This is a genomic window from Pseudomonas saponiphila (assembly GCF_900105185.1).
Taxonomy (GTDB): Bacteria; Pseudomonadota; Gammaproteobacteria; order Pseudomonadales; family Pseudomonadaceae; genus Aquipseudomonas; species Aquipseudomonas saponiphila.
The window spans coordinates 3,701,721-3,726,223 of the sequence record NZ_FNTJ01000001.1; the positions used below are offsets into that span (position 1 = coordinate 3,701,721).

Annotated in this window: 20 protein-coding genes; 10 read left to right on the forward strand and 10 right to left on the reverse strand. The window is 65.9% G+C overall.

Translation table 11 applies throughout. From position 1 onward, the window contains the following. A complete protein-coding gene (locus BLV47_RS17135) occupies positions 1-1,197 on the forward strand; it encodes a cyclic di-GMP phosphodiesterase (protein ID WP_092315454.1) in 1,197 nt (398 codons plus the stop codon). Between the two features lie 3 nt (positions 1,198-1,200). On the opposite strand, the gene bkdR is transcribed toward BLV47_RS17135, so the two are convergent. Then, positions 1,201-1,689, reverse strand: coding sequence for a Bkd operon transcriptional regulator BkdR (gene bkdR, locus BLV47_RS17140; protein WP_092315456.1), 489 nt, complete (start codon positions 1,687-1,689; stop codon positions 1,201-1,203). 196 nt (positions 1,690-1,885) lie between these two features. Between bkdR and BLV47_RS17145 the strand changes: the two genes are divergently transcribed. The 5 genes from BLV47_RS17145 to BLV47_RS17165 all read left to right on the forward strand — a co-directional run bounded on the left by BLV47_RS17145 (position 1,886) and on the right by BLV47_RS17165 (position 8,138). Beyond that, positions 1,886-3,121: a 3-methyl-2-oxobutanoate dehydrogenase (2-methylpropanoyl-transferring) subunit alpha gene (locus BLV47_RS17145; protein WP_092315458.1), complete on the forward strand. Its 1,236-nt coding sequence runs from the start codon at positions 1,886-1,888 to the stop codon at positions 3,119-3,121. A 1-nt stretch (position 3,122) separates the two neighbouring features. Next, positions 3,123-4,181: an alpha-ketoacid dehydrogenase subunit beta gene (locus tag BLV47_RS17150; protein WP_092315460.1), complete on the forward strand. Its 1,059-nt coding sequence runs from the start codon at positions 3,123-3,125 to the stop codon at positions 4,179-4,181. Beyond that, on the forward strand, positions 4,182-5,480 hold the full coding sequence (locus BLV47_RS17155) for a dihydrolipoamide acetyltransferase family protein (protein WP_092315462.1): 1,299 nt from the start codon (positions 4,182-4,184) through the stop codon (positions 5,478-5,480). It begins immediately after the preceding gene. 17 nt (positions 5,481-5,497) lie between these two features. After that, positions 5,498-6,889, forward strand: coding sequence for a dihydrolipoyl dehydrogenase (lpdA, locus tag BLV47_RS17160; protein WP_092315464.1), 1,392 nt, complete (start codon positions 5,498-5,500; stop codon positions 6,887-6,889). Between the two features lie 229 nt (positions 6,890-7,118). Next, on the forward strand, positions 7,119-8,138 hold the full coding sequence (locus BLV47_RS17165; protein ID WP_092315466.1) for a branched-chain amino acid aminotransferase: 1,020 nt from the start codon (positions 7,119-7,121) through the stop codon (positions 8,136-8,138). A 124-nt stretch (positions 8,139-8,262) separates the two neighbouring features. Here the strand turns inward: BLV47_RS17165 and BLV47_RS17170 are convergent, their stop codons facing one another. After that, a complete protein-coding gene (locus BLV47_RS17170; protein WP_092315468.1) occupies positions 8,263-9,090 on the reverse strand; it encodes a TIGR03915 family putative DNA repair protein in 828 nt (275 codons plus the stop codon). Then, positions 9,087-10,307: a putative DNA modification/repair radical SAM protein gene (locus tag BLV47_RS17175; protein WP_092315470.1), complete on the reverse strand. Its 1,221-nt coding sequence runs from the start codon at positions 10,305-10,307 to the stop codon at positions 9,087-9,089. Before BLV47_RS17175 ends, BLV47_RS17170 begins: the two co-directional genes overlap by 4 nt. A 175-nt stretch (positions 10,308-10,482) precedes the next feature. Here BLV47_RS17175 and BLV47_RS17180 point away from each other — a divergent pair, with 175 nt between their 5' ends. Beyond that, positions 10,483-11,133, forward strand: a complete 651-nt coding sequence (locus BLV47_RS17180; RefSeq protein ID WP_092315472.1) for an SEL1-like repeat protein — start codon at positions 10,483-10,485, stop codon at positions 11,131-11,133. A 66-nt stretch (positions 11,134-11,199) separates the two neighbouring features. On the opposite strand, the gene BLV47_RS17185 is transcribed toward BLV47_RS17180, so the two are convergent. From BLV47_RS17185 to BLV47_RS17210, 6 genes are all read right to left on the reverse strand, one after another. After that, complete coding sequence (locus BLV47_RS17185; protein ID WP_092315475.1) at positions 11,200-12,366, reverse strand: acetyltransferase domain-containing protein; 1,167 nt, start codon at positions 12,364-12,366, stop codon at positions 11,200-11,202. Positions 12,367-12,531: 165 nt separating this feature from the next. Then, positions 12,532-13,329 (reverse strand): transglutaminase family protein, encoded by a 798-nt coding sequence (locus BLV47_RS17190; RefSeq protein WP_092315477.1) that lies wholly within the window; start codon positions 13,327-13,329, stop codon positions 12,532-12,534. Further along, positions 13,326-14,276: an alpha-E domain-containing protein gene (locus BLV47_RS17195; protein ID WP_092315479.1), complete on the reverse strand. Its 951-nt coding sequence runs from the start codon at positions 14,274-14,276 to the stop codon at positions 13,326-13,328. The genes BLV47_RS17190 and BLV47_RS17195 overlap by 4 nt, the downstream gene beginning before the upstream one ends. 3 nt (positions 14,277-14,279) lie before the next feature. Next, positions 14,280-15,689 carry a circularly permuted type 2 ATP-grasp protein gene (locus BLV47_RS17200; RefSeq protein ID WP_092315481.1) on the reverse strand — a complete coding sequence of 470 codons (1,410 nt, stop codon included), beginning with the start codon at positions 15,687-15,689 and terminating at the stop codon, positions 14,280-14,282. Between the two features lie 486 nt (positions 15,690-16,175). Next, positions 16,176-16,676 (reverse strand): P-loop nucleotide/nucleoside kinase family protein, encoded by a 501-nt coding sequence (locus BLV47_RS17205; protein WP_092315483.1) that lies wholly within the window; start codon positions 16,674-16,676, stop codon positions 16,176-16,178. A gap of 91 nt (positions 16,677-16,767) precedes the next feature. Further along, on the reverse strand, positions 16,768-17,976 hold the full coding sequence (locus BLV47_RS17210; RefSeq protein WP_092315485.1) for an EAL domain-containing response regulator: 1,209 nt from the start codon (positions 17,974-17,976) through the stop codon (positions 16,768-16,770). Positions 17,977-18,304: 328 nt separating this feature from the next. On the opposite strand from BLV47_RS17210, the gene BLV47_RS17215 reads away from it, so the two are divergent. Continuing rightward, complete coding sequence (locus BLV47_RS17215) at positions 18,305-21,907, forward strand: transporter substrate-binding domain-containing protein (protein ID WP_092315487.1); 3,603 nt, start codon at positions 18,305-18,307, stop codon at positions 21,905-21,907. Positions 21,908-21,959: 52 nt separating this feature from the next. Here the strand turns inward: BLV47_RS17215 and BLV47_RS17220 are convergent, their stop codons facing one another. After that, a complete protein-coding gene (locus BLV47_RS17220; RefSeq protein ID WP_092315489.1) occupies positions 21,960-22,709 on the reverse strand; it encodes an ArsR/SmtB family transcription factor in 750 nt (249 codons plus the stop codon). Between the two features lie 81 nt (positions 22,710-22,790). On the opposite strand from BLV47_RS17220, the gene BLV47_RS17225 reads away from it, so the two are divergent. Together BLV47_RS17225 and BLV47_RS17230 are read left to right on the forward strand one after the other, a co-directional pair. Continuing rightward, positions 22,791-23,957 (forward strand): cytochrome P450 family protein, encoded by a 1,167-nt coding sequence (locus tag BLV47_RS17225; RefSeq protein WP_092315491.1) that lies wholly within the window; start codon positions 22,791-22,793, stop codon positions 23,955-23,957. 50 nt (positions 23,958-24,007) lie between these two features. Further along, complete coding sequence (locus BLV47_RS17230; RefSeq protein WP_092315493.1) at positions 24,008-24,502, forward strand: DUF1543 domain-containing protein; 495 nt, start codon at positions 24,008-24,010, stop codon at positions 24,500-24,502. Position 24,503 lies beyond the last annotated feature (1 nt).

Genomic DNA, 24,503 nt, shown 5'->3' on the forward strand with positions numbered 1-24,503 from the left:
ATGCTGAAACACATCTCCATCCAGCAGCTGCAAATGGGCATGTACATCCATCAATTCTGTGGTTCCTGGCTGGACCACTCGTTCTGGAAAGCCGGCTTCCTCCTCGACAGCCGGGACGACCTGCAACGCCTGCAACGCTCCAACCTCAGCAGCCTGTGGATCGACACCGCCAAGGGCCGCGACCTGCCCGAGGCCAGTGTCGCGCCAGCGCCAAGCGCCCCGCCAGAACCAACCAGGGCTGAGACACCCCGGGCGAGCATGGACGAGGAAGTCCAGCGCGCGATCAAGCTCTGCGCCCACTCGCGCAAGGCAGTGATGGCGATGTTCCAGGAAGTGCGCATGGGCCAGGCCCTGGAAATGCAGCAAGCCGAGGAGCTGGTGGTGCTGATGGGCCAGTCGCTGCTGCGCCACCCCGATGCGCTGATCAGCCTGGCGCGCCTGAAGAGCGCCGATGACTACACCTATATGCATTCAGTGGCGGTGTGCGCGCTGATGCTGGCCACCGCCCGCCAACTGGGCCTGTCAGAGGACTACATCCGCCTGGCGGGGATCGCCGGACTGCTGCATGACGTGGGCAAGCTGACCATTCCCGACAGCATCCTCAACAAACCGCAAAAGCTCTCGGACAGCGAGTTCGAACGGGTCAAGCTGCACCCCGAAGCCGGCGGCGCGATCCTGCGGCAGAGCCCCGACGTGGATGCGCTGGTGCTGGACGTGTGCCTGCACCACCACGAGAAAGCCGATGGCTCAGGCTATCCGCACCGGCTGGCGGGCAATCAGATCAGCCTGTTCGCGCAGATGGGCGCGGTGTGCGATGTGTACGACGCGGTGACCTCCAACCGCCCCTACAACCGAGGCTGGGACCCGGCCGAGGCGATCCAGCGCATGTCCACCTGGAAAGGCCATTTCGACCAGCGGGTGTTCCAGGCCTTCGTCAAGAGCGTGGGCATCTATCCGGTGGGCGCCCTGGTGCGCCTGGAAAGCGGGCGCCTGGCGGTGGTGATCGAACAGAACCCCAAGTCGTTGCTCACGCCCAAGGTCCGGGTGTTCTTCTCCACTCGCTCCAACCTGCCCCTGGAGCAGAACGTGGTCGACCTGGCCAAGATCCAGGGCCAGGATCGCATCCTCGCCCGCGAAGCCCCGCAGGACTGGGAGTTCAAGAACCTGGACCGGCTGTGGAACCCGCTCCCGGCCTGAGCCTTAGCTGCCCAGGGTCATGCCATTGGCCGGCAACGGCAGCGCGGTCTTGTAGCGCACCTGCTTGAGGGCGAAGCTGGAACGGATGTTGGCCACCCCGGGCACCTTGGTCAGGAAGTCCATCATGAAGCGCTCCAGGGCCTGGATGGTCGGCACCAGCACCCGGATCAGGTAGTCCGGGTCACCCGCCATCAGGTAGCACTCCATGACTTCCGGGCGATCGGCAATGGCCGCTTCGAAGTGCTGCAAGGCCTCCTCCACCTGCTTCTCCAGGCTGACGTGAATGAACACGTTGACGTGCAGCCCCAACAGGTCGGCATCCAGCAGGGTCACCTGCTCGCGGATCAGTCCCAGCTCCTCCATGGCCTTGACCCGGTTGAAGCACGGCGTGGGCGAAAGATTCACCGAACGGGCCAGGTCGGCGTTGGTGATGCGAGCATTCTCCTGAAGGCTGTTGAGAATGCCGATGTCGGTACGGTCCAGTTTGCGCATGAGATAAAACAACCTTCTTTTTATGTTTATGCAGATTTTTTATCTGCAAATGATCTCAAGCGCAATGAAACAGAGATAAATATTCTCCTTCGCCCGGCCTATGATGTTTGTAGGACAAGATTTCTTTTACCCAGAGAATGACTGTCAGCTAGCGCGCCCAATTACAAGAAATCCACAAGATCGAGCGTAGAAAGCCATGACCACCGCGTATGAACCGCTACGCCTGCACGTTCCCGAACCCTCGGGTCGTCCCGGCTGCAAGACCGACTTCACCTACCTGCGTCTGAACGATGCCGGCCTGGCTCGCAAACCCCCTATCGATATCGAACCTGCCGACTGCGCCGACCTGGCCCGCGGGCTGATTCGCGTGCTCGACGACCAGGGCAACGCCCTCGGCGACTGGGCCGCGGACATACCGCTGGAAATCCTGCGCAAGGGCATGCGCGCCATGCTCAAGACGCGGATCTTCGACAACCGCATGGTGGTCGCCCAACGGCAGAAGAAGATGTCCTTCTACATGCAGAGCCTGGGCGAGGAAGCCATCGGCAGCGCCCAGGCCCTGGCCCTGAACATCGACGACATGTGCTTCCCCACCTACCGCCAGCAGAGCATCCTGATGGCCCGGGAAGTGCCGCTGGTGGAGATGATCTGCCAACTGCTGTCCAACGAGCGCGATCCGCTCAAGGGGCGCCAGCTGCCGATCATGTACTCGGTCAAGGAATCCGGCTTTTTCACCATTTCCGGCAACCTGGCGACCCAGTTCGTCCAGGGCGTGGGCTGGGGCATGGCCTCGGCGATCAAGGGCGATACCAAGATCGCCTCGGCCTGGATCGGCGACGGTGCCACCGCCGAGTCGGACTTCCACACCGCCCTGACCTTCGCTCACGTTTACCGCGCGCCGGTGATCCTCAACGTGGTCAACAACCAGTGGGCCATCTCCACCTTCCAGGCCATCGCCGGCGGTGAAGCCACCACCTTCGCCGGACGCGGCGTGGGTTGCGGCATCGCCTCCCTGCGGGTCGACGGCAACGACTTCCTCGCGGTCTACGCCGCCTCGCGCTGGGCCGCCGAACGCGCCCGGCGCAACCTCGGGCCGACCCTGATCGAGTGGGTCACCTACCGCGCCGGCCCGCACTCCACCTCCGACGACCCGTCGAAATACCGTCCGGCCGACGACTGGAGCCACTTCCCCCTGGGCGACCCGATTGCCCGCCTCAAGCAGCACCTGATCAAGATCGGCCAGTGGTCCGAAGAGGAACACGCCGCGGTCAGCGCCGAGCTCGAAGCCCAGGTCATTGCCGCGCAGAAGGAAGCCGAGCAGTACGGCACCCTCGCCGGCGGCCAGATCCCCAGCGCCGCGACCATGTTCGAGGACGTCTACAAGGACATGCCCGAGCACCTGAAACGCCAACGCCAGGAACTGGGGGTCTGACATGAACGATCACAACAACAATATCCAGCTGGACACCGCCATGACCACCACCACCATGACCATGATCCAGGCCCTGCGCTCGGCCATGGATGTGATGCTTGAGCGTGACGACAACGTCGTGGTGTTCGGCCAGGACGTGGGTTACTTCGGCGGCGTGTTCCGCTGCACCGAGGGCCTGCAGTCCAAGTACGGCACCTCGCGGGTGTTCGACGCGCCGATCTCGGAAAGCGGCATCGTCGGCGCCGCCATCGGCATGGGCGCCTACGGCCTGCGCCCGGTGGCGGAAATACAGTTCGCCGACTACGTCTACCCGGCCTCCGACCAGATCATTTCCGAAGCCGCGCGCCTGCGCTATCGCTCCGCCGGCCAGTTCACCGCGCCGATGACCCTGCGCATGCCCTGCGGTGGCGGCATCTATGGCGGCCAGACCCACAGCCAGAGCATCGAGGCGATGTTCACCCAGGTCTGCGGCCTGCGTACCGTGATGCCCTCCAACCCCTACGACGCCAAGGGCCTGTTGATTGCCTCCATCGAGAACGATGACCCGGTGATCTTTCTTGAACCCAAGCGCCTGTACAACGGCCCGTTCGATGGCCACCACGATCGCCCGGTGACCCCTTGGTCGAAACACCCGGCAGCCCAGGTGCCGGACGGCTACTACAAGGTGCCGCTGGACGTGGCGGCCATCGCCCGCCCAGGCAAGGACGTCACCGTCCTGACCTACGGCACCACCGTCTATGTGTCGCAAGTGGCGGCCGAGGAAACCGGCATCGACGCCGAGGTCATCGACCTGCGCAGCCTGTGGCCCCTGGACCTGGACACCATCGTCAAGTCGGTGAAGAAGACCGGCCGTTGCGTGGTGGTGCATGAAGCCACTCGCACCTGCGGCTTCGGCGCCGAGCTGGTGTCGCTGGTGCAGGAACACTGCTTCCACCACCTGGAAGCCCCGATCGAGCGCGTCACCGGTTGGGATACGCCGTATCCCCACGCGCAGGAGTGGGCATATTTCCCAGGGCCGTCCCGAGTGGGCGCGGCGCTGCAACGGGTCATGGAGGTCTGAATGGGCACGCACGTTATCAAGATGCCGGACATCGGCGAAGGCATCGCAGAAGTGGAACTGGCGCAGTGGCACGTAAAAGTCGGCGACCAGGTAGTGGAAGACCAGGTGCTGGCGGACGTGATGACCGACAAGGCGATGGTCGACATCCCCTCCCCGGTGCACGGCACGGTCATTTCCCTGGGTGGCGAACCCGGTGAAGTGATGGCGGTGGGCAGCATCCTCATCAGCATCGAAGTCGAAGGCGCGGGCAACCTCAAGGAGTCCGCCCAGGCTGCCGCGCCGGCGGCAAAAGCGCCGGAAGTTATTGACAAGCCTGTCGCCGCGCCAGTGGTCGAAGCGCCAAAGGTGGAAAAAGCCGTCGCCAGCCAGGCCGCCTGCCGCGCCGCGCCCCAGGCACCGGTGGCACGCCAGGCCGACGAGCGCCCCCTGGCCTCGCCCGCCGTGCGCAAGCATGCCCTGGACCTGGGCATCCAGCTGCGCCTGGTGCAAGGCAGCGGCCCGGCCGGGCGCATCCTGCACGAGGACCTGGAAGCCTACCTGGCCCAGGACAGCCAGCCGCTCAAGGCTTACTCGGCGCCGGGTGTCGGTTACGCCGAACGCCACGACGAAGAGCAGATCCCGGTGATCGGCATGCGCCGCAAGATCGCCCAGCGCATGCAGGAATCCAAGCACCGCGCCGCGCACTTCAGCTATGTCGAGGAAGTGGACGTCACGGCTCTGGAAGAGCTGCGCATCCACCTCAACGAGAAACACGGCGCCAGCCGCGGCAAGCTGACCCTGCTGCCGTTCCTGGTGCGGGCCATGGTCGTCGCCCTGCGCGACTTCCCGCAGATCAACGCCCGCTACGACGACGAAGCCCAGGTCATCACCCGCCATGGCGCGGTGCATGTCGGGGTCGCCACCCAGAGCGACGTCGGCCTGATGGTGCCGGTGGTCCGCCACGCCGAAGCCCGCAGCCTATGGGGCAACGCCGAAGAGATCTCGCGCCTGGCCAAGGCTGCCCGCAGCGGCAAGGCCGCCAGGGATGAACTGTCCGGTTCCACCATCACCCTCACCAGCCTCGGCGCCCTCGGTGGGATCGTCAGCACCCCGGTGCTGAACCTGCCGGAAGTGGCGATTGTCGGGGTCAACCGCATCGTCGAGCGGCCGATGGTGATCAAGGGCCAGATCGTGATCCGCAAGATGATGAACCTCTCCAGCTCCTTCGATCACCGGGTGGTCGATGGCATGGACGCTGCGCAATTCATCCAGGCCATTCGCGGCCTGCTCGAACAACCCGCCACGCTGTTCGTGGACTGATTTTTACAGGAGCAGGCATGCAACAGACTCTCAATACCCAACTGCTGATCATCGGCGGTGGTCCTGGCGGTTATGTGGCGGCGATCCGTGCCGGCCAGCTGGGCATCTCCACCATCCTGGTGGAAGGCCAGGCCCTGGGCGGCACCTGCCTGAACATCGGCTGCATCCCGTCCAAGGCGCTGATCCACGTGGCCGAGCAGTTCCACCAGACCCGCCACCACAGCCAGGGCTCGGCCCTGGGCATCGAAGTGGCGGCGCCGACCCTGAACATCGGCAAGAGCGTGGAATGGAAGGACGGCATCGTCGACCGCCTGACCACCGGGGTCGCCGCGCTGCTGAAGAAAAACAAGGTCCAGGTGATTCACGGCTGGGCCAAGGTCATCGACGGCAAGACCGTGGAGATCGAAGGCGCCGATACTCGCATCCACTGCGAGCACCTGCTGCTGGCCAGCGGTTCGAAAAGCGTCAACCTGCCGATGCTGCCCATCGGCGGGCCGATCATCTCCTCCACTGAGGCCCTGGCGCCCAAGACCCTGCCCAAGCGCCTGACCGTGGTTGGCGGCGGCTATATCGGCCTGGAACTGGGCATTGCCTACCGCAAGCTGGGGGTCGAGGTCAGTGTGGTCGAGGCCCAGGAACGCATCCTGCCGGCCTATGACGCGGAGCTGACCCAGCCGGTGCTGGAATCGGTGAAGCAGCTGGGAATCACGCTCTACCTCAAGCACAGCGTGCTCGGCTTCGATGCCGCCAGCAGCAGCCTGCAGGTGCGCGAACCCAATGGCGGCACCCTGAACCTGGAAACCGACCAGGTGCTGGTGGCGGTGGGCCGCAAGCCCAACACCCAGGGCTGGAACCTGGAAAGCCTGAACCTGGACATGAACGGCGCGGCGGTCAAGATCGACCACCGCTGCCAGACCAGCATGCGCAACGTCTGGGCCATCGGTGACCTGTGCGGCGAACCGATGCTGGCCCACCGGGCCATGGCCCAGGGCGAGATGGTCGCCGAGCTGATCGCCGGCAAGCACCGCGAGTTCAACCCGGCGGCGATCCCGGCGGTGTGCTTCACCGACCCGGAACTGGTGGTGGTGGGCAAGACCCCGGACGAGGCCCGCGCCGCGGGACTGGATTGCATCGTCAGCAGCTTCCCGTTCGCGGCCAACGGCCGGGCCATGACCCTGGAATCGAAAAGCGGTTTCGTGCGGGTGGTGGCCCGAAGTGACAATCACCTGATTGTCGGCTGGCAGGCCGTGGGGGTCGGGGTGTCCGAATTGTCCACGGCGTTTGGCCAATCCCTGGAAATGGGCGCGCGCCTGGAAGATATCGGCGGCACCATCCACGCTCACCCGACCCTGGGCGAAGCGGTCCAGGAAGCGGCGCTGCGGGCCTTGGGCCACGCCTTGCATTTGTAATCATCCAAGGGGCACGCAGGACTGTGCCCAGGTAGGAGCGAGCTTGCTCGCTCCTACAGGGGGTGTGGGGCTGTTATGGGGGAAGTTTCATGAGCAGGCTAAGTTTTTTTGCGCCCCCTCCCATCGTCCGGGATGCGGTCCGCCCCCGGAATGCAGTATTGTTGTGCCCATCCAAAAAACGTCAGAAGCCTTGAGCCGTTCCGGCGGTTGTTAAGTGATAGAGGGTGTCATGGGTAACGAAAGCATCAATTGGGACAAGCTGGGTTTTGACTACATCAAGACAGACAAGCGCTATCTGTCGCACTGGCGTAACGGCGAGTGGGACGCAGGCACCCTGACCGAAGACAACGTGCTGCACATCAGCGAGGGCTCCACCGCCCTGCACTATGGCCAGCAATGTTTCGAAGGCCTCAAGGCCTACCGCTGCAAGGACGGCTCGATCAACCTGTTCCGTCCCGACCAGAACGCCGCGCGCATGCAGCGCAGCTGCGCCCGCCTGCTGATGCCGCAGGTGTCCACCGAACAGTTCATCGAAGCCTGCAAGGCCGTGGTCCGTGCCAACGAGCGCTTCATTCCGCCCTACGGCACCGGCGGCGCGCTGTACCTGCGGCCGTTCGTGATCGGCGTGGGTGACAACATCGGCGTGCGTACCGCGCCGGAGTTCATCTTTTCGATCTTCGCCATCCCGGTCGGCGCCTACTTCAAGGGCGGCCTGACCCCGCACAACTTCCTGATCTCCAGCTACGACCGCGCCGCCCCGCAAGGCACCGGCGCGGCCAAGGTCGGTGGCAACTACGCCGCCAGCCTGATGCCGGGTTCCCAGGCCAAGAAAGCCAGCTTCGCCGACTGCATCTACCTCGATCCGCTGACCCACAGCAAGATCGAGGAAGTCGGCTCGGCGAACTTCTTCGGCATCACCCACGATGACAAGTTCGTCACCCCCAACTCGCCATCGGTGCTGCCGGGCATCACCCGCCTGTCGCTGATCGAGCTGGCCAAGACCCGCCTGGGCCTGGAAGTGGTAGAAGGCGACGTGTTCATCGACAAGCTCTCGGACTTCAAGGAAGCCGGCGCCTGCGGTACTGCCGCGGTGATCACGCCGATCGGCGGCATCCAGTACCAGGACAAGCTGCACGTGTTCTACAGCGAAAAAGACGTCGGCCCGATCACCCAGAAGCTCTACAAAGAGCTGACCGGCGTGCAGACCGGCGACGTGGAAGCGCCAGCGGGCTGGATCGTCAAGGTCTGATTCGCTCCCGGCTGCACCCCAGCCCGCCCCTGCTTGCCAGGGGCGGGCTTTTTCATGCCTGGAATCGGCCTCTGCCGACCCGGCGGTGTCGTCGCCAGCAGTGGCTGAAAACGGGTTGCGGCGGCTAGCCGATCCGCTTGCCCGGCCGCGCCGCCACCTGGCTGGCCTGGCCGTCGCGCTGCTTGCCGTGGCGCGCTTCGCTGATCAGCGCCGGAATCAGCGGCCCCTCCGGCAGGTGCTTCCAGAAGCGGGTCGGCAAATGCCCCTGCATGACCTTGGGGTTGAGCCGCGCCGGGTTGAAAATGTGGCTGTAATAGGCCAGCCACAGCTCGCCTCCAGGGTCGTCGCCGGCCTGGGCCAGTTGCTGCCAGGCACTGGGGCACCGGCGCTGGTGGTGCAGGTGCTCGCCGTCGAAGTACACCCCGTCCCGGGGCGTGGCGATCATCCAGCGGTGGCGCCCCATGCGCCCGATGAAGTGCCGGCTGGCCTGGGCCAGGATGTCGTGGGCCGGGTCGTGCCAGGCCACGTATTCGGGTTGCTCGGCCAGGCGCGAGCGGCCCTCGGGCAGCCTGACGAAACGCACGAAGGCATGCAGGTGATGGGCCTCGCGGTCCACCTGCTTGATCCGCCGCTGCAACTCGCTGCCCAGTTGATCGCCGCTGAGCATGGCGGTGCGGTCGCCATGGCTGACCCGCCACAGCACCTCGTAGAGCAGGCTCCAGCGCTGCTCGCCGCGATAGCAGGCGGCTCGCTGCAACAGCTCCAGCAAAGCCTGGGGAATGCGCGCGCGAAACGGCCCGGGCTGTTCCGGGTAGCTCTCGTCGCTGGCGAACAGGTCGGCCTCCCGCGTCCCGGCCCAGCAGACCCGGCTCGGGTCGATGGAATGACTGAGCAGCCAGCGCGCCTGCTGGCGCCAGGTGTCGAACAGGTCGTCGCAGTCCAGGCTGATCATCCCCAGAGCCCCATCTGCTGCGGTTGCGGCCGGTCCCGCAGTTGCTGATAGAGCAGCGCGCTGCTGGTTTCCGCCTGCTGCGGGTGATAGTCGCTGGTGATGAAAAACGGCTTGGCCTTGCTCAGCACGCAGCGCATGCGCGCCAGGTCCTCGAAGCGGATGCGCCGCTCGCGGCGCAGCTCCACCAGGCGCTGGGTGGTGCGCAGGCCGATCCCCGGAATGCGCGAGATCAGCGCCGGCTCGGCGCGGTTCAGGTCCAGGGGGAACAGGCTGCGGTTGTTCAGGGCCCAGGCCAGCTTGGGGTCGATATCCAGGGCCAGGTGCCCCGGCCCGCGCAGCAGCTCGTTGGCGCTGAAGCCATAGCCGCGCAACAGGAAGTCAGCCTGATACAGACGGTGTTCGCGCATCAGTGGCGGCGCGGCCAAAGGCACGCTTTTCGGGCTGTTGGGGATCGGGCTGAACGCCGAGTAATAGACCCGGCGCAGGCGGAAATTGCCGTACAGCGCCTCGGCGCTGTGGAGAATGGTGCTGTCATCGGTGTCGTCGGCACCGACGATCATCTGGGTGCTCTGCCCCGCCGGGGCGAAACGCGGGGCCCGGGGTTCGTTGAGCACGGTCTGCTCGCCGGTATAGATGGTGCGCATGGCCTGCTTGATCGAGCCCAGGTGCTTTTCCGGGGCCAGGGTCTTGAGGCCCTGGTCGGTGGGCAACTCGACATTGACGCTGAGGCGGTCGGCATAGCGCCCGGCTTGCTCGATCAGCAGCGGGTCGGCGTCGGGGATGGTCTTGAGGTGGATGTAGCCGCGAAACTCGTGCTCCTCGCGCAGCAGCCGGGCCACCCGCACCAGTTGCTCCATGGTGTAGTCCGCCGAGCGGATGATCCCGGAGCTGAGGAACAGCCCGCTGACGCAGTTGCGCCGGTAGAAATCCAGGGTCAGGCGCACCACTTCCTCGGGGCTGAAGCGCGCCCGGGGCACATCGCTGGAGCGGCGGTTGACGCAGTACTGGCAGTCATACAGGCAGAAGTTGGTCAGCAGCACCTTGAGCAGCGAGACGCAGCGCCCGTCAGGCGTATAGCTGTGGCAGATGCCCATGCCATTGCTCGAACCCAGCCCGCTCTTGCCTTGCGAGCTGCGCTTGGGCGCGCCGCTGCTGGCGCAGGAGGCGTCGTACTTGGCGGCGTCGGCGAGGATGCTCAGCTTGTCGATCAATTGCATGGCAAGGCCCTGATACTGTTTTTATATACAGTACAGAGTACAGCCCCGGGACCACAAGACACCCGGCAGGTAGAGATTGAAAAAATTCTCGGCACAGCGCGCCGGCCGCGAGCAGCCAGACCTGAAAGCCCCTAAGATACGCCCCCGCTCATTGCCCCTGGAAAGGACCCCGTCCATGCATCGCTTCTACCGTTTCTATCTGCTGGGCGCCGCACTGCTGTCGACCTTTGCGTTCGGCGCCGCGCCCGGCGGCCAGGCCCTGATCGAGGAGCTGTCCGCCAAGGTCCAGGCCCGACAGGACTGGCAAGCCCAGGCCAGGCAGTGCCCCAGCGAGCTGATCACGTCCGGCAACGCCTCGCTGAAGTTGCAGGCCAACCGCTGCACAATCGCGGAGCAATGGGGGGCCTGCCTGCAGCGTTGCGAAGCCGGCGATGGCAACGACTGCTACTGGCTGGCCACCAGCCTGCAACAGGCCAACGGCCCGGCCGCAGGCTATGAACCGCTGTACCAGCGCGCCTGCAGCCTGGGACTGGTTTCCGGCTGCACCAACCACGCCGCCGGCATGCTGGCCGCTGATACCGACAGCCAGGCCGCCCGGCACTGCGCGGTACAGACATTCAACAAGGCCTGCGAGCTGGACGATCCCTGGGCCTGCACCATGTACGGTTTTCACCTCAGCCGCGGCATCGGCGTAGCACCCGACGTCGATCTGGCGCTGAAGGTGCTGGACAAATCCTGCACCTTCGGCGCTGTGGACCCGGCCTGCCGCGGGGCTCGCCAGTTGCAGGAAGAAATCCGCGCGGCCATTCGCGCGGCGCGGCCCTGACCGCGATCGGGGAATGCTCTGGCCGGCCAGCCGGTGCCTGCGGGAAACCGGCCGGCGAACGGTGCCTCAGAAGTACTTCAGCCAACCCAGGTCGCGACGCCGCGCCTTGAGCCGGGCAAAGGCCCGCACCGGCGGCAACAGCAGCACCGCCAGCAGCAGCGTGATCAGCCACAGCCAGCCCAGTGAGTCGAAGCCGAAATAGGCCCCCTGGTTGCGCCCCAGCAGCGCCACCGCCAGCAGGTACAGGCCCTTGAGCACATACAGGTGCAGCAGGTAGAAGAACATCGGCGCGCCGCCAAACACCCCGAGCAGCGCGACCCAGCGCCGCTCCTGGCGCCGCTCCAGGGCGCGCAGCACCAGCAGCCCAAGCCCCAGGGTCAGGGCGATGAACAGCAGCGAAGGCGGATACTTGGTGATGTTGAAGAAGCTCATCAGCGTTTGCAGGCCACTGTCGCCACTGACCCAGGGCTGCTCGCCGTATCCATTGAGCAGGCGCAGCAGGACAAACCCCGCCAGTGCCGCCAGCCCCGCCCACAACAGTCGCCGCTGGCGCTGGCCGACATCGGTCCCGGCGCTGAACCAGGGCCCCAGCCCATAACCCAAGCCGATCACCCCGATCCACGGCAACAGCGGATAGGAGGTGCGCAGACGCAAGGCATCGCCGAATTCGATCCAGCCCCGGTCATGCAGGATCGCCCAGGGCACATGTAGCGCCTCACCCGCGGCGAAATGCACGCTGTCGAGCAGGTTGTGCCCGCCAATCAGCAGCAGGCTCAGGCCCAGCAGCACGGCGCGGGGCAACCACAGCAGCGCCGCCAGCGCCAGCATGCTCAGGCCGATGACCCAGATCACCTGCAGGTAGATCACGCTCGGCGGGAACTGCCCGGTCCAGGCGAAGTTCACCAGGGTCAGTTCCAGCAGCACCAGGAACAGCCCGCGCTTGAACAGAAAGGCGCTGGCCTCGGCCCGATGGCCGTGCTTGTCGGCGAACAGGCTGGCCGAGAGCCCGGTCAGCAGGACAAAGACCGGCGCGCACAGGTGGGCCAGGGTGCGGCTGAAAAACAGCCCGGGCTCGGTACTGGCGATGTCCATGGGGTCGCTGACCTGCCGGTGCAGGAAGAAGGTTTCGCGGACATGGTCCAGAAGCATCAACAGCATCACCAGCCCGCGCAGGGCATCGATGCTCGGCAGCCGGGAGCCCGGGCGGACGAAAGAATGGGACAAGGAACTCATGGAAAAGCCATCACCACCTGAGGTTCAAAGGAACGGCGCCGATCGGGGGGAGCGGCAAGCGGCTGTTACTTTATAACATCAACTGACAATGACCCAAGCTTCGATCCAGCGGCACCCGCAAGAGGGCTATCCCGCGCGGTGCCGGCTCGATGCGGGCAACAGCCACTACTGGTGCTGCACCTGCACCATCGAGCTGACCTGGACCCGGGCCAGCATCTGCTCCGCCCCTCCCCCACGCCGCATGCCGCGCACCGGACAGGCATCCAGGTAATCCAGGCCCACCGCCAGTTTCAGGTGGCGCTCGGGGCGAGTCAGGCAGTTGGTCACGTCGAAGCTGTACCAGCCGTCGTCGAGCCAGGCTTCGGCCCAGGCATGACTGGCCAGATGGCTGGCGTCCTCGGTGCACAGGTAGCCGGATACATAGCGCGCGGGAATCCCCAGGCTGCGGGCACAGGCCAGGAACGCGTGGGTATGGTCCTGGCAGACCCCGGCGCCGCCGGCAAAGGCCTCGGCCGCGGTACTGCCGACGCCGGTGGCGCCGGGGCTGTAGGGCATGTGCTCGGCCAGGGCCTGCATCAGCTCGGTGAGCGCGGCGCGGTCGCGGCTTTCGCCGCAGTGCCGCCGGGCAAACTCACAGAGGGCTGCGTCGGCCGCGCTCAAGCGGCTGGTGCGCAGGAACGGCAGCGGCGACTGGCTGTCGCCTTCCACCTCGCGGTTCTCGTCGATCCGCACTTCGCCGAAGGCGGTGAGAATGATCGCGCCGTGGGGCTCGTCGAGGGTCATGACGTGCAGGATGTTGCCGTAGGGGTCGCGCTGGGCACGAACCCGGCGCGGCAGTTCCAGCTGCCACTGGAGGATCTGCTGGCGCTGGCTGTCCTGGGGCGTCAGGCGCAGGAACTGGATGCTGGTGCAGACTTCGTCGGCGTAGCTGTAGGTCGTGTCGTGGCGAATGGACAGTTTCATAGCACCTCCAGATAGGATTCGTGCACGGTCTGCCCCAGATGGCGGATCTGCCCGATGCAATCGGTCAGCCACTGGTGCAGGCCGGAGTGGAGAATCTCGTCGATCCCGGTGTAGCGCAGGCGCGCGTTGAGTTCAGCGGCCAGGCGCTGGGCCGGGCGGCCGTTGTCCCCCGGCAAGGTGGCCAGGAGCTGGTCCAGCTCCTCGACACAGGCCAGCAGGGAGCGCGGCACATCAGCGCGCAGCAGCAACAGCTCGGACACCTGCTCGGCCCCCGGGGCATTACGGTAGATCTCGTTGAACGCCTCGAAGGACGACAAGGCGCGGAGCAAGGCGCTCCACTGGTAGTAGCCCCGGGCCGAATCGTCGCTGACCTCCTCGGACTCCTCGCCGAACATTTCGTAGCGCGCGTCCAACAGGCGCAGGGTGTTGTCGGCGCGCTCGATGAAGGTTCCCAGGCGAATGAAGCGATAGGCTTCGTTGCGCATGATGGTGCCGACGGTGGCGCCGCGGAACAGGTGCGAACGCTCCTTGACCCAATCGCAGAACTGGCTGATGCCGTAGCGCCCCAGGCCGTTGGCGGCGATGTTGCGCATCTCCAGCCAGGTGGCGTTGATGTTCTCCCACATGTCGGCGGTGATCCGTCCGCGCACCGCGTGGGCATTGCTGCGCGCCGCCCGCAGGCAGCAGTAGATGCTGCCGGGATTGGTGTCGTCGAGGGCGAAGAAGTGCAGCATGCGCTCGCTGTTGAGCTCGCCGTAGCGCTGGTTGTAGTCGTCCAGGGTGCCGGCGGCGAGCAGCGACATGGACAGTTCCGCATGGCCGTCGCCGCGCCCGGCCTGGGGCATCAGCGACAGCGAGTAACTGACTTCGAGCATGCGCGCCAGGTTCTCGGCACGCTCCAGGTAGCGGGACATCCAGTACAGGTCCGCAGCGGTTCTTGAAAGCATGGTTCAGTCCTCCACTACCCAGGTGTCTTTGGTGCCGCCGCCCTGGGACGAATTCACCACCAGCGAGCCCTCGCGCAGGGCGACGCGGGTCAGGCCGCCGGGCACCAGGCGGGTTTCCCGGCCGGACAGGACGAACGGCCGCAGGTCGATGTGCCGCGGCGCGATACCGTTTTCGACGAAGGTCGGACAGGTGGACAGCGACAGGGTCGGCTGGGCGATGTACGCCTCGGGACGGGCCTTGAGCCGGGCGCGGAACTCCTCGATCTGGGCCGCGGTGGCCGCCGGGCCCACCAGCATGCCGTAGCCGCCGGAACCCTGGGTTTCCTTGACCACCAGATCCGGCAGGTTGGCCAGCACATGGGACAGCTCGGCGGGGTTGCGGCATTGCCAGGTGGGCACGTTCTTGAGGATCGGCTCCTCGCTCAGGTAGAAGCGGATCATTTCGTCGACGTAGGGGTAGATCGACTTGTCATCGGCGACCCCGGTGCCCACGGCGTTGGCCAGCACCACATTGCCGCAGCGGTAGGCGGCGATCAGCCCGGGCACGCCGAGCATGGAATCGGGGTTGAACGACAGCGGATCGAGAAAGGCATCGTCTAGCCGGCGATAGATCACATCCACCGCCTGGGCCCCGGCCGTGGTGCGCATGAACACCCGGTCGTCACGCACGAACAGGTCGGCCCCTTCCACCAGCTCCACGCCCATCTCCCGGGCCAGGAACGCATGTTCGAAATAGGCGCTGTTGAAGCGTCCCGGGGTCAGCACCACCACCGTGGGATTGTCCAGGGGGCTGGCGCTTTTCAGGGTTTCGAGCAGCAGGTTGGGGTAATGGTCGATGGGCGCGATGCGCTGGGCGGCGAACAGCTCGGGGAACAGGCGCATCATCATCTTGCGGTCTTCGAGCATGTAGCTGACGCCGCTGGGGGTGCGCAGGTTGTCTTCCAGCACGTAGTAGCTGCCGTCGCCGTCGCGCACCAGGTCGACCCCGGCGATATGGGCGTAGATGCCGCGGTGCAGGTTCAGGCCCTGCATGGCCACCTGATAGCCCTCGTTGGCCAGCACCTGTTCGGCTGGGATGATGCCCTCCTTGATGATCCGCTGGCCGTGATAGATGTCCGCCAGGAACAGGTTCAGCGCCTGGACCCGCTGCACGCAGCCGCGCTCCACGCTGCGCCACTCGCTGGCCTTGATGCTGCGGGGAATGATGTCGAAGGGAATCAGGCGCTCGGTGCCCTGCTCGTCGCCGTACAGGGTGAAGGTGATGCCGGCGCGATGGAACAACAGATCGGCCTCGCGCCGCCGCTGGTCCAGAAGCTCCAGGGGGGTGTCCGCCAGCCAACGGGCGAACGCTGCGTAATGGGGTCGACACGTGCCGCTGGCAGCGTACATTTCATCGAAAAAAGCGCGGGACATAGCCAACTCCTTGCCGTGATGCAAACGGCTTTTTATCTGAACCCTGTGTGTACCTAACCCGGCTTTGCCCTGGCAGGGATCCTCGCTCCCTGCCCCTGTAAAACACCTCCTGAGTGCTGTGTCGGGACGGCTCCTGCCGCCCTGATGAGACAGCGGTAGCAATCGCTATGCCGCAAATGCGCAAACCGCGGCCAAAGCGCTGCCTTGGGCAATAAACACCCTCAATGCGACATTTGTTTTCAAAAAAGAGACACGCCTGACCTGGACAGGCCAGCCTTGAACCTGTTCAAGCGCGCTCGGGCGGCGCCTGGGGCGCCGAATACGGGCAGAATCGGTGCAGAAATCCCGACAGCGGAATTTTTTGCCCCGTTATCGGGAGTTTTTCATCCGGTCCTGCTCACAGCGGCCAGCAGCGCCCCTCTGAGCAATGACTGTAGCTGCACCAAAGAGGTTCACAGATAAAAATCACCGCGGCGCAAACGGGCCTCAGGAGCGCGCCGGCAAGTTGGCCAGAATCACCGCCACGGCCTGCTCCGGCGACAGTCGCGCACTGTCCAGGCGCAAGGGCGGCGAAGCCCAGGCCTGATACTCGTGGTTTTGCACCGACTGCCAATCGGGCGCTTGCAGGCCCGGCACATCCAGCTGCCGGGTTTCGACCCGCCGCCGATGCTCCAGCGGATCGCCACAGAACACTTCGATATCCAGCAGCCCGACGCCCAGCCCGTCCGCCAGCTGACGCCAGGCTAGACGGCTTTCGGCCAGCGGATTGACGCAGTCCGCCAGCACGCTGTTACCCAGGGCCAGATTGGCCTTCGCCAGTTGCAGGGCGATCTGGTAGCCGCCCTTGCCCACCTCGGACAGGCCGGCGTCGCGCAAGCCCTGCTCGATGCTGTCGATGCGCAGGTAGGTGGCGCTCAGGTGCGGCACCAGGGTCCGGGCGATAGTGGTCTTGCCGGAGCCCGGCAATCCGCTGAAGACGATAAGCATGCAAGAACCTGCCGGAATCAAGGGACCGACAGCTTCAACCCAATGGCCATCCGCGTCCAGCGCCGCTTGCCCAGGCCCCAGCCGGTGGCCATCAGGGCGTCTGCTGCGACAACGGCACCGGCGCCCGGCGCGGCCAGGCCAGCAACTCGGTTTCCGCCATCGGCCGGGCATACCAGTAGCCCTGGCCCAGCACGCAGCCCATGTCCAGCAGCAGGCGCCGTTCGAGCTGGGTTTCCACCCCTTCCACCACCAGGCACATTTCCAGGCTGCTGGCCAACGCCAGGGAGGCCCCCACCACCGCGCGACAGCGCGGCTGGCGCAGCAACTCACGGACGAAATGCGCGTCGAGCTTGATCTGGTTGAACGGCAACTCGCACAGGCGCTGCAAGGAGGAATAGCCGGCGCCAAAGTCGTCGATGGCCAGGTTGCACTTCATCATGCGCAGACGCACCAGGTTCTCCAGGCTGATGGCCGGCGCTTGCACCAGGCCGACCTCGGTGATTTCGAAGCTCAGCAAGTGCGGCGGCACCTGATGCCGTTCGATGGCCTGGTGGATATCCCCGACGATGTCGCTGCAGGCCAGCTGCCGGGGCATCAGGTTGAACGCCAGCTCCAGTTCCTCGCCCTGATCCAGCAGCCGGCGCTGCAAGGCCATGCCCTGGTCGAGCTGCTGATGAAACACCCGATCCAGCAGGCCTTCGGCCTCAAGCTCTGCGAGAAAGGCCGCTGGCGCCAGCACGCCACGCTGCGGATGGAGCCAGCGCACCAGCACCTCGGCGCCACTGCAGGTGGCCTGTTGCAGGTCGAACTTGGGTTGGTAGTAGGACACGAACTGCCCCTGCTCCACGCCCCGCAGCAGTTCCTCGCGATTCACCGGGTCGAAGTGCCGGGGCGGCGGCGCGGGCGGCAGGTGGTGGTGCTGTTGATAGCATTCGAGCATCGCCTGCAGGGCCGCCAGTTCCGCCGGCTTGCCCACATCCCCCAGGACGATCAGCCCTTGCAGGCTGATCATCTGCAACACCGCGCGCCGCAGGTCGGGCTCGATCAGGCTGTAGAGAATCACCGCCCGCACCAACTGCTCCTCGCTGGCTCGGCGCAGGAACTCCAGGCCGTCCATGCCGGCCATCTGCAGGTCGCAGAGAACGATGTCCGCCGCGCCGCGTGCGCGCAACAGCTCCAGGGCAGCGGCGCCGTCGAACGCCGCCAGGGGGGCCACCACCCCCAGGCGCTGCAATTGCTCCAGGACCAGCAACTGCTGCACCGGATGATCTTCCAGAACCAATATCTTCAGGGTATTCAAGCGCGGCTCCAGATTCAGCGGCGACGGCCGATGGTGCGGCAGCCGGCAGCGCTTCGGGCCCCCGGCAGTCTGTGTAACGGCAAGCATGCGGATAGCAACAAGCGTATCGCTAAGCGCAAGCCGGTCAAGGCACCGACCAGACCTTCGGTCCGCCCGTACCAGCGGCCTTGCCCGGCTCCCCGCAACCCGGGAAAATAGCCGCGTTTGGCGCCGTCCCTTGATCTATATTTATTTCCAGCATTGGCGTTCCGCCCTTGTCCGACAGACAACCCAACCTGTCGCATTGCTCTTCGACTCCCCTCGTGCCGTTCCCCGATCTGGAGCCCCGATGCTTCGTTTTATCCTGTCCATGCTGTTGTCACTGGCCTGCCTGCCGGCCATGAGCGACGCCCCTCCCCTGTTGCAGTTGCTCAATTATGAATCCCCCCATCACCACCAACTGCCCCTGACCACGGATGACTGGCAATGGCTGCGCAACAAGCGCGAACTGGTGCTGGGCACCGCGCAGCAAAACCTGCCGCCGCTGGAAATGGTCAACGAAGCCAAGGAATACGAGGGCGTTACCGCCGACTACATTGGCCTGCTGGCCGACGCGCTGGGGGTGAAGATCAGCATCCGGGCCTACGACACCCGCGAGCAGGTGTTCAATGCCCTGGCCAGGGGCGAGATCGACTTGATGGGCAGCGTTACCCAGGGCGAGGCCCGGCACCGGCAACTGCTGCTCAGCCAGAGCTATCTGGTCAATCGCCCGACCCTGGTCGCCCGCCTGGGGGACTCGCCCTCGCTCAAAGGCGGCTTGCAGGGACAGCGCCTGGCCATCTCCCTGGACACCATCAGCCTGCCCGTGGCCCAGGCCATGTACCCCCTGGCGCGGATCGACACCTACGCCAGCGCGGATGCGGCCATGGCCGCCGTGGCCTTCGGCGATGCCGACGTGCTGCTCAGCGACGCCGTCTCGGCGCAGTTCCTGATCTCGCGCAACTACAGCGACTACCTGCGGATCATCTACAGCGGCCCCGCCAGCATCTCCGGCTTTGCCTTCGCGGTGACCCCGGACAATCGGCAACTGCAGTACTTGCTCGATACCGCTCTGCGCGCGATCCACAAGGAGCAGGACATCAGCATCCGCAATCGCTGGGGCGACCGCCTGCTGCTGAGCATGGAAAAAACCAGCCTCACCCCCGAGGAACAGCGCTGGATCGAAAGGAACCCGGTGGTGCGCATCGGCATTCACCGCTACCTGCCGCCGTTGTCCTACTTCGACGCCGACGGCAATTACCTGGGGATTACCGCCGACCTGCTGGCAATGCTGGAGACCAAGACCGGGCTGACCTTCGAAATCACCCCGCTGCCCAGCTTCAAGGACCTCAACGATGCCCTGCGCGATGGCCGGGTGCAGATGGCCGCCGATCGGGCCCGCAATACCGAGCGCGAAGCCTACCTGCTGTTCACCCGCCCCTACCTGGTCGGGCCCTACATGCTGATCACCCGCGACGCCGCCGATGCGCCGAAAAGCCTGGAGGACATGGCGGGCAAGACCCTGCTGATCGGCAGCGGTCACTCCCTGGTGGCCCAGCTGCGCCAGCGCTATCCACAGATCCGCGTCAAGGAAGTGCAGACCAACTTCGAAGCCCTGTCCCTGCTTCGCGACCACAAGGCCGACGCCGCCGTGCAGGCGGAAATCGCCGTCAGCTTCAACCTGCCGCGCATCAAGGAAGACCAGCTCAAGGTCCGTTCGGCCCTCAACCTGCCCTTGCTCAACGAGTCCTTTGCGGTGCGCCGCGACCAGCTGGAACTGTTCAACATCATCGACAAGTCCCTGCGCAGCATTTCTCCGGACGCCATCACCGAGCTCAACAATCGCTGGCGCTCCAAGTCGGCGGTCGCGCCCCCCTCCTGGCGCGACTACCGCACCACCCTGTACCTGGCCGGGGCCGCGTCGCTGGTGCTGCTGCTGATTGCCCTGGCCTGGGGCTACGCCATGCGCCGCCAGGTCAGCCAGCGCGAACGGGCCGAGCATGCCCTCAACGACCAGTTGCGCTTCATGGACGCGCTGATCAACGGCACGCCCAACCCGATCTACGTGCGCGACCGCGAGCGGCGCCTGGTGATCTGCAACGACAGCTACCTCAAGACCATGGGCACCGATCGCCAGAGCGTGCTGGGCAGCAACCTCGAACAGCTGGCGGTGCCCGAGGCCGGGCTGTTCGCCACCGACTTCCAGAGCATCCTCGACGGCGGCCCGCCGCTGCTGATCGACCGCACGGTGCACATCCGCGGCCAGCAGGTGCAGATCTACCACTGGATGCTGCCCTACCGCGATGCCCAGGGCGAAATCCTCGGCATCATCGGCGGCTGGCTGGACATCAGCGAGCGCCAGCAACTGTTGAATGAACTGACCCAGGCCAAGAACGACGCCGACAAGGCCAACCGGGCCAAGACCACCTTCCTGGCCACCATGAGCCACGAAATCCGCACCCCCATGAGCGCGGTGATCGGCATGCTCGAACTGGCCCTCAAGCGCGCCGACCAGGGTCAGCTCGACCGCCCTTCGATCGAGGTGGCCTACAGCTCGGCCCTGGGCCTGCTGGAACTGATCGGCGACATCCTGGACATCGCCCGGATCGAAAGCGGGCACCTGAGCCTGAGCCCCGAGCGGGCCAATCTGCGGGAGCTGGCGGAGTCGGTGTTCCGGGTCTTCGATGGCCTGGCCCGGCAGAAGGGCCTGCGCCTGGAACTGGACCTGGACAGCAGCGCCAGCGGCGACGTGCTGGTGGATCCGCTGCGCTTCAAGCAGATCCTCTCGAACCTGCTGAGCAACGCCATCAAGTTCACCGAACGCGGCACCGTGCAGGTGCGCCTGCAGGCCGAACGCGACGACCCGCAGACCCTGCCCCTGCAACTGACGGTCCGGGACACCGGCATCGGCATCGACCCCGAAGACCAGCAACTGCTGTTCCAGCCCTTCAGCCAGGTTCCCGGACAACATCAGAACGCCCGCTCGGGCACCGGGCTGGGGCTGGTGATCTGCCGCACCCTGTGCGAAATGATGGGCGGCCAGTTGAGCCTGCAAAGCCAGCCCGGGGTCGGCACCCTGGCCCGGGTCCAGCTGCAGCTGAGCCGACTCGCCCCCCTGCCGGACTCACCGCCGCCGGTGCCACAGGACGCCCAGCCGCTGGCCGCCAGGGCCGCGCTGCACATCCTGGTGGTGGACGACAGCCAGGCCAACCGCCAACTACTCTGCGAGCAACTGCGCTTTCTCGACTACTCGCTGAGCCAGGCACAGAACGGCGCCGAGGCCTACAAGCTGTGGCTGCGGGAAACCTTCGATGTGGTGATCACCGACTGCAACATGCCGGTGCTGAACGGCTACGAACTGACCCGACAGATTCGCCTCACCGAGCAGATCCAGGGACGCCCGCCGGTGCAGATCTTCGGTTTCACCGCCAATGTCCAACCCGAAGAACAGCAACGCTGCCTGGACGCCGGCATGAACGGCTGTATCTTCAAGCCCATCGCCCTGCCCGAGCTGGATCGCCGCCTGCGCCAGCTGCAGGCGCTGCCACGCACCCAGCTGAAAAGCACCAGCCGGCATTTCGACATCCAGCAACTGGACCACCTCACCGGCGGCAATCCGGCCTCCATCCAGCGAGTGCTCAAGGGCGTGCAGCAGAGCAACCGCCAGGACCTGAAACAGATCCGCGAACTGCTCGCCAGTGCCGAGCGCAAAGGGGTGGCCGAACTGGCCCATCGCATCCATGGCGCGGCGCGGATCATCAAGGCCCAGGCCCTGATCGATGAATGCGAGTACCTGGAAAAGGCCTGCCTCGAAGGCGCCGATGCCGATCAGATCCAGGCGGCCTTGGCCCGCCTGGAACAGGCCATGCTCGGGCTCGACGGCGACCTGCTGGAGGCCCTGGAGCCCGATTGAACGGCCCATGCGGCGCTCGGGCGAGCCCCGGACGCCGCGTCCTCATGGGGGCTCAGCCCCCCAGTTGCTGCAGCTCCAGGCTGGCCGAGGCCGACAGCGGCCGCGACGGCTGGATCAGCGGCATGCCGAAACGCTTGCTGATGTAGCGCCCGCCGGTGCCGGTCAGGGTCAGGGCACGGCTGTCCAGGTCGCGGACCAGCCATTTGCGCTCCAGCAATACCCGCAGCAACGCAGCGCCCAGGGCGCCCCCCAGGTGCGGGCGACGCATGCTCCAGTCCAGGCATGGGCAGGCAACGCGCCGGCGCAGGGCACGAAGTTCGGCCACCTCGATACCCAGGCCGTGGAAGAACTCGACGCCGCTGTCGCTGATCCGGTACTCCTCGCCCTCCCCGGCCGCCAGCAACCAGCCGGCTTCGAGCATCCGGTCGTGCAACTGCACCCCCAGGGTGCCCGCCAGGTGGTCGTAGCAGGTGCGGGCGAACTGCAGGCGGTCCGGGGTGCGCGGAGTGAAAGGGGTGCCCTGGCCGATCACCATCAACGCCTCCAGGGCCTGGGCCACCAGAGGATCGCCGAGGTCGTAGTAACGGTGCCGTCCCTGGACCTGCACCCGCAGCAAACCGGCGTCCTTGAGCTTGGCCAGGTGGGCGCTGGCGGTGGACGTACTGACCTGGGCGATCGCCGCCAGTTCGGTGCTGGTGCGGGCATGGCCGTCCATCAGGGCACAGAGCATCCGGGTCCGGGCCGGCTCGGCGATGGCCGCCGCCACGTTGGATAGCCCGAGGTCGTTCTGTACTACATTCATATTTCGCTCCATGACGAATCGTGTCTTCGAAAGGCAGAGGATAGTACCAACCTGGACTTCTGCCCAACAAAGAGACAAATCATGGACCCGATCAGCGCAGCTACCCATTTCAACCCCTACGACTTTTACTACGCCCGCCTGCGTGCCCGGGGCGGCCTGACCTACGATTCGGCCCTCGGGCTGTGGCTGGCCAGCAGCGCCGCGGCGGTCGCCGCCGTGCTCAACCACCCGGCCTGCCGGGTCCGGCCGCTGCACGAGCCGGTGCCCCGGGCCATCGCCGGACGGCCCGCCGGGCAAGTCTTTGCCCGCCTGATGCGAATGAACGAGGGCCCGCGCCACGGCTGTCCGCGACAAGCCATGGCCCCAGGGCTGCAGGCACTGGCCGGGATCGACCTGATGCCCTGGCTGGCCGCATGGCGCCCGGCCCTTGATGCCCCACAGTGCGCCGCCGACCTGCAACGCTGGCAGTGGCGCCTGCCGGTGGCCCTGCTGGCCGCCCTGCTGGGGGTGCCCGCCGAGCAATGTGAAGAGCTTGCCCGACGCACCGGCGAGTTCGTCGCCTGCTTCTCGCCCCTGAGCACGGAACAACAGTTGCAGGCCGCCGACGCGGCGGCGCAAGACTTGCTCCGGCAGATGCAGGCCGTGCTTGATGGCCCGCAACCCAGCCCGCTGCTGAGGTCGATCCTCGAACGCAGCAGCGGGCTGGCCGCCGAGGACTTGCAGGCCAACCTGCTGGGCCTGCTGGCACAAACCCACGACGCCTGCGCCGGGCTGCTGGGCAACAGCCTGCTGGCCTTGCTGACGGACCCGGCCCTGGCCCGGCGCCTGCAGCAGGATCCCGGTCGCTTGCAGGACTGGCTGCTGCAAGTGCAGCGCCTGGACCCGCCGGTGCAGAACACCCGCCGCTTCGTTGCCGAGCCTTGCACCCTGCTGGGTGTCGACCTGCAGCCCGGGGATAGCGTGCTGGTGCTGCTGGCCGCGGCCAACCACGACCCGGCCCTGTGCGCGATCACCGGCAGCGATCCGGCGCAGCAGGGCTTCAGCTTCGGCGCCGGCGCCCATCGCTGCCCGGGTCGGGACTTGGCCTTGAACATCGTCCACAGCCTGCTGCGCGCCCTGCTGCAGCACCCGGACCTGGGCGCGCTGGCCCTGCAATGGCGATACCGGGCCTCGGTCAATGGCCGCCTGCCCCTGTTCAGCGACGCGCCGGGCGGCCGGCCAACGGGCTGGCAGCCAGCGGACGCTTGAGGTAAAAAGTGCCCCCTGTGCCGAAGCCACTATTGGAAAAAGGAAGGGTCATGCTGTTTGTGGTGATGCTCGGGGGCAAGCACCCCAAAGCGACAATCGAAGTCCACGACGTCCAATTCGTGGTCGCCGAGCGCCTTGAATCGGCCTACGCGCAGCTGCGCGAGGCCTGGTTCGGCAGTCCCGCGGGCTTGCATATCGACTCATGGATGCAGGTCGACGGCGTCGAGCAGTACAAGGTCGAGTTCAGCCCCCTGGCTCCCGGGCCGGGCGCGCCGCGCCTGTACTTCCTCAACCTGGGCGGCTACGAAGCGGCCACCTTCGGCGAGGCCCACCGCTACCTGCTGGTGGTGGCCCGCGACAAGACCGAAGCCAAGGCCAAGGGCAAACGGCAGATGCTGGCCCACTGGCACAAAGCCCACACCGACGCCCTGCTCGACGTCGACGACTGCCTGCCGATCGATCTGCTGCAAGGGCGCTATGTGCACCTGGTGCCAGGGCCGCACCAGGGCATCGAGCAACGCAACGACTACATCATCCTCAACTGAC

What these genes read in the sequence shown, in the direction of transcription:
- BLV47_RS17195 (WP_092315479.1), bottom strand. Translation starts at nt 14,276, where the DNA reads ATGCTTTCAAGAACCGCTGCGGACCTGTACTGGATGTCCCGCTACCTG.
- BLV47_RS17190 (WP_092315477.1), bottom strand. Translation starts at nt 13,329, where the DNA reads ATGAAACTGTCCATTCGCCACGACACGACCTACAGCTACGCCGACGAA.
- BLV47_RS17185 (WP_092315475.1), bottom strand. Translation starts at nt 12,366, where the DNA reads ATGAGTTCCTTGTCCCATTCTTTCGTCCGCCCGGGCTCCCGGCTGCCG.
- BLV47_RS17175 (WP_092315470.1), bottom strand. Translation starts at nt 10,307, where the DNA reads ATGCAATTGATCGACAAGCTGAGCATCCTCGCCGACGCCGCCAAGTAC.
- BLV47_RS17180 (WP_092315472.1), top strand. Translation starts at nt 10,483, where the DNA reads ATGCATCGCTTCTACCGTTTCTATCTGCTGGGCGCCGCACTGCTGTCG.
- BLV47_RS17155 (WP_092315462.1), top strand. Translation starts at nt 4,182, where the DNA reads ATGGGCACGCACGTTATCAAGATGCCGGACATCGGCGAAGGCATCGCA.
- BLV47_RS17220 (WP_092315489.1), bottom strand. Translation starts at nt 22,709, where the DNA reads ATGAATGTAGTACAGAACGACCTCGGGCTATCCAACGTGGCGGCGGCC.
- BLV47_RS17200 (WP_092315481.1), bottom strand. Translation starts at nt 15,689, where the DNA reads ATGTCCCGCGCTTTTTTCGATGAAATGTACGCTGCCAGCGGCACGTGT.
- BLV47_RS17205 (WP_092315483.1), bottom strand. Translation starts at nt 16,676, where the DNA reads ATGCTTATCGTCTTCAGCGGATTGCCGGGCTCCGGCAAGACCACTATC.
- BLV47_RS17145 (WP_092315458.1), top strand. Translation starts at nt 1,886, where the DNA reads ATGACCACCGCGTATGAACCGCTACGCCTGCACGTTCCCGAACCCTCG.
- BLV47_RS17215 (WP_092315487.1), top strand. Translation starts at nt 18,305, where the DNA reads ATGCTTCGTTTTATCCTGTCCATGCTGTTGTCACTGGCCTGCCTGCCG.
- lpdA (WP_092315464.1), top strand. Translation starts at nt 5,498, where the DNA reads ATGCAACAGACTCTCAATACCCAACTGCTGATCATCGGCGGTGGTCCT.
- BLV47_RS17165 (WP_092315466.1), top strand. Translation starts at nt 7,119, where the DNA reads ATGGGTAACGAAAGCATCAATTGGGACAAGCTGGGTTTTGACTACATC.
- BLV47_RS17135 (WP_092315454.1), top strand. Translation starts at nt 1, where the DNA reads ATGCTGAAACACATCTCCATCCAGCAGCTGCAAATGGGCATGTACATC.
- BLV47_RS17230 (WP_092315493.1), top strand. Translation starts at nt 24,008, where the DNA reads ATGCTGTTTGTGGTGATGCTCGGGGGCAAGCACCCCAAAGCGACAATC.
- BLV47_RS17150 (WP_092315460.1), top strand. Translation starts at nt 3,123, where the DNA reads ATGAACGATCACAACAACAATATCCAGCTGGACACCGCCATGACCACC.
- bkdR (WP_092315456.1), bottom strand. Translation starts at nt 1,689, where the DNA reads ATGCGCAAACTGGACCGTACCGACATCGGCATTCTCAACAGCCTTCAG.
- BLV47_RS17225 (WP_092315491.1), top strand. Translation starts at nt 22,791, where the DNA reads ATGGACCCGATCAGCGCAGCTACCCATTTCAACCCCTACGACTTTTAC.
- BLV47_RS17170 (WP_092315468.1), bottom strand. Translation starts at nt 9,090, where the DNA reads ATGATCAGCCTGGACTGCGACGACCTGTTCGACACCTGGCGCCAGCAG.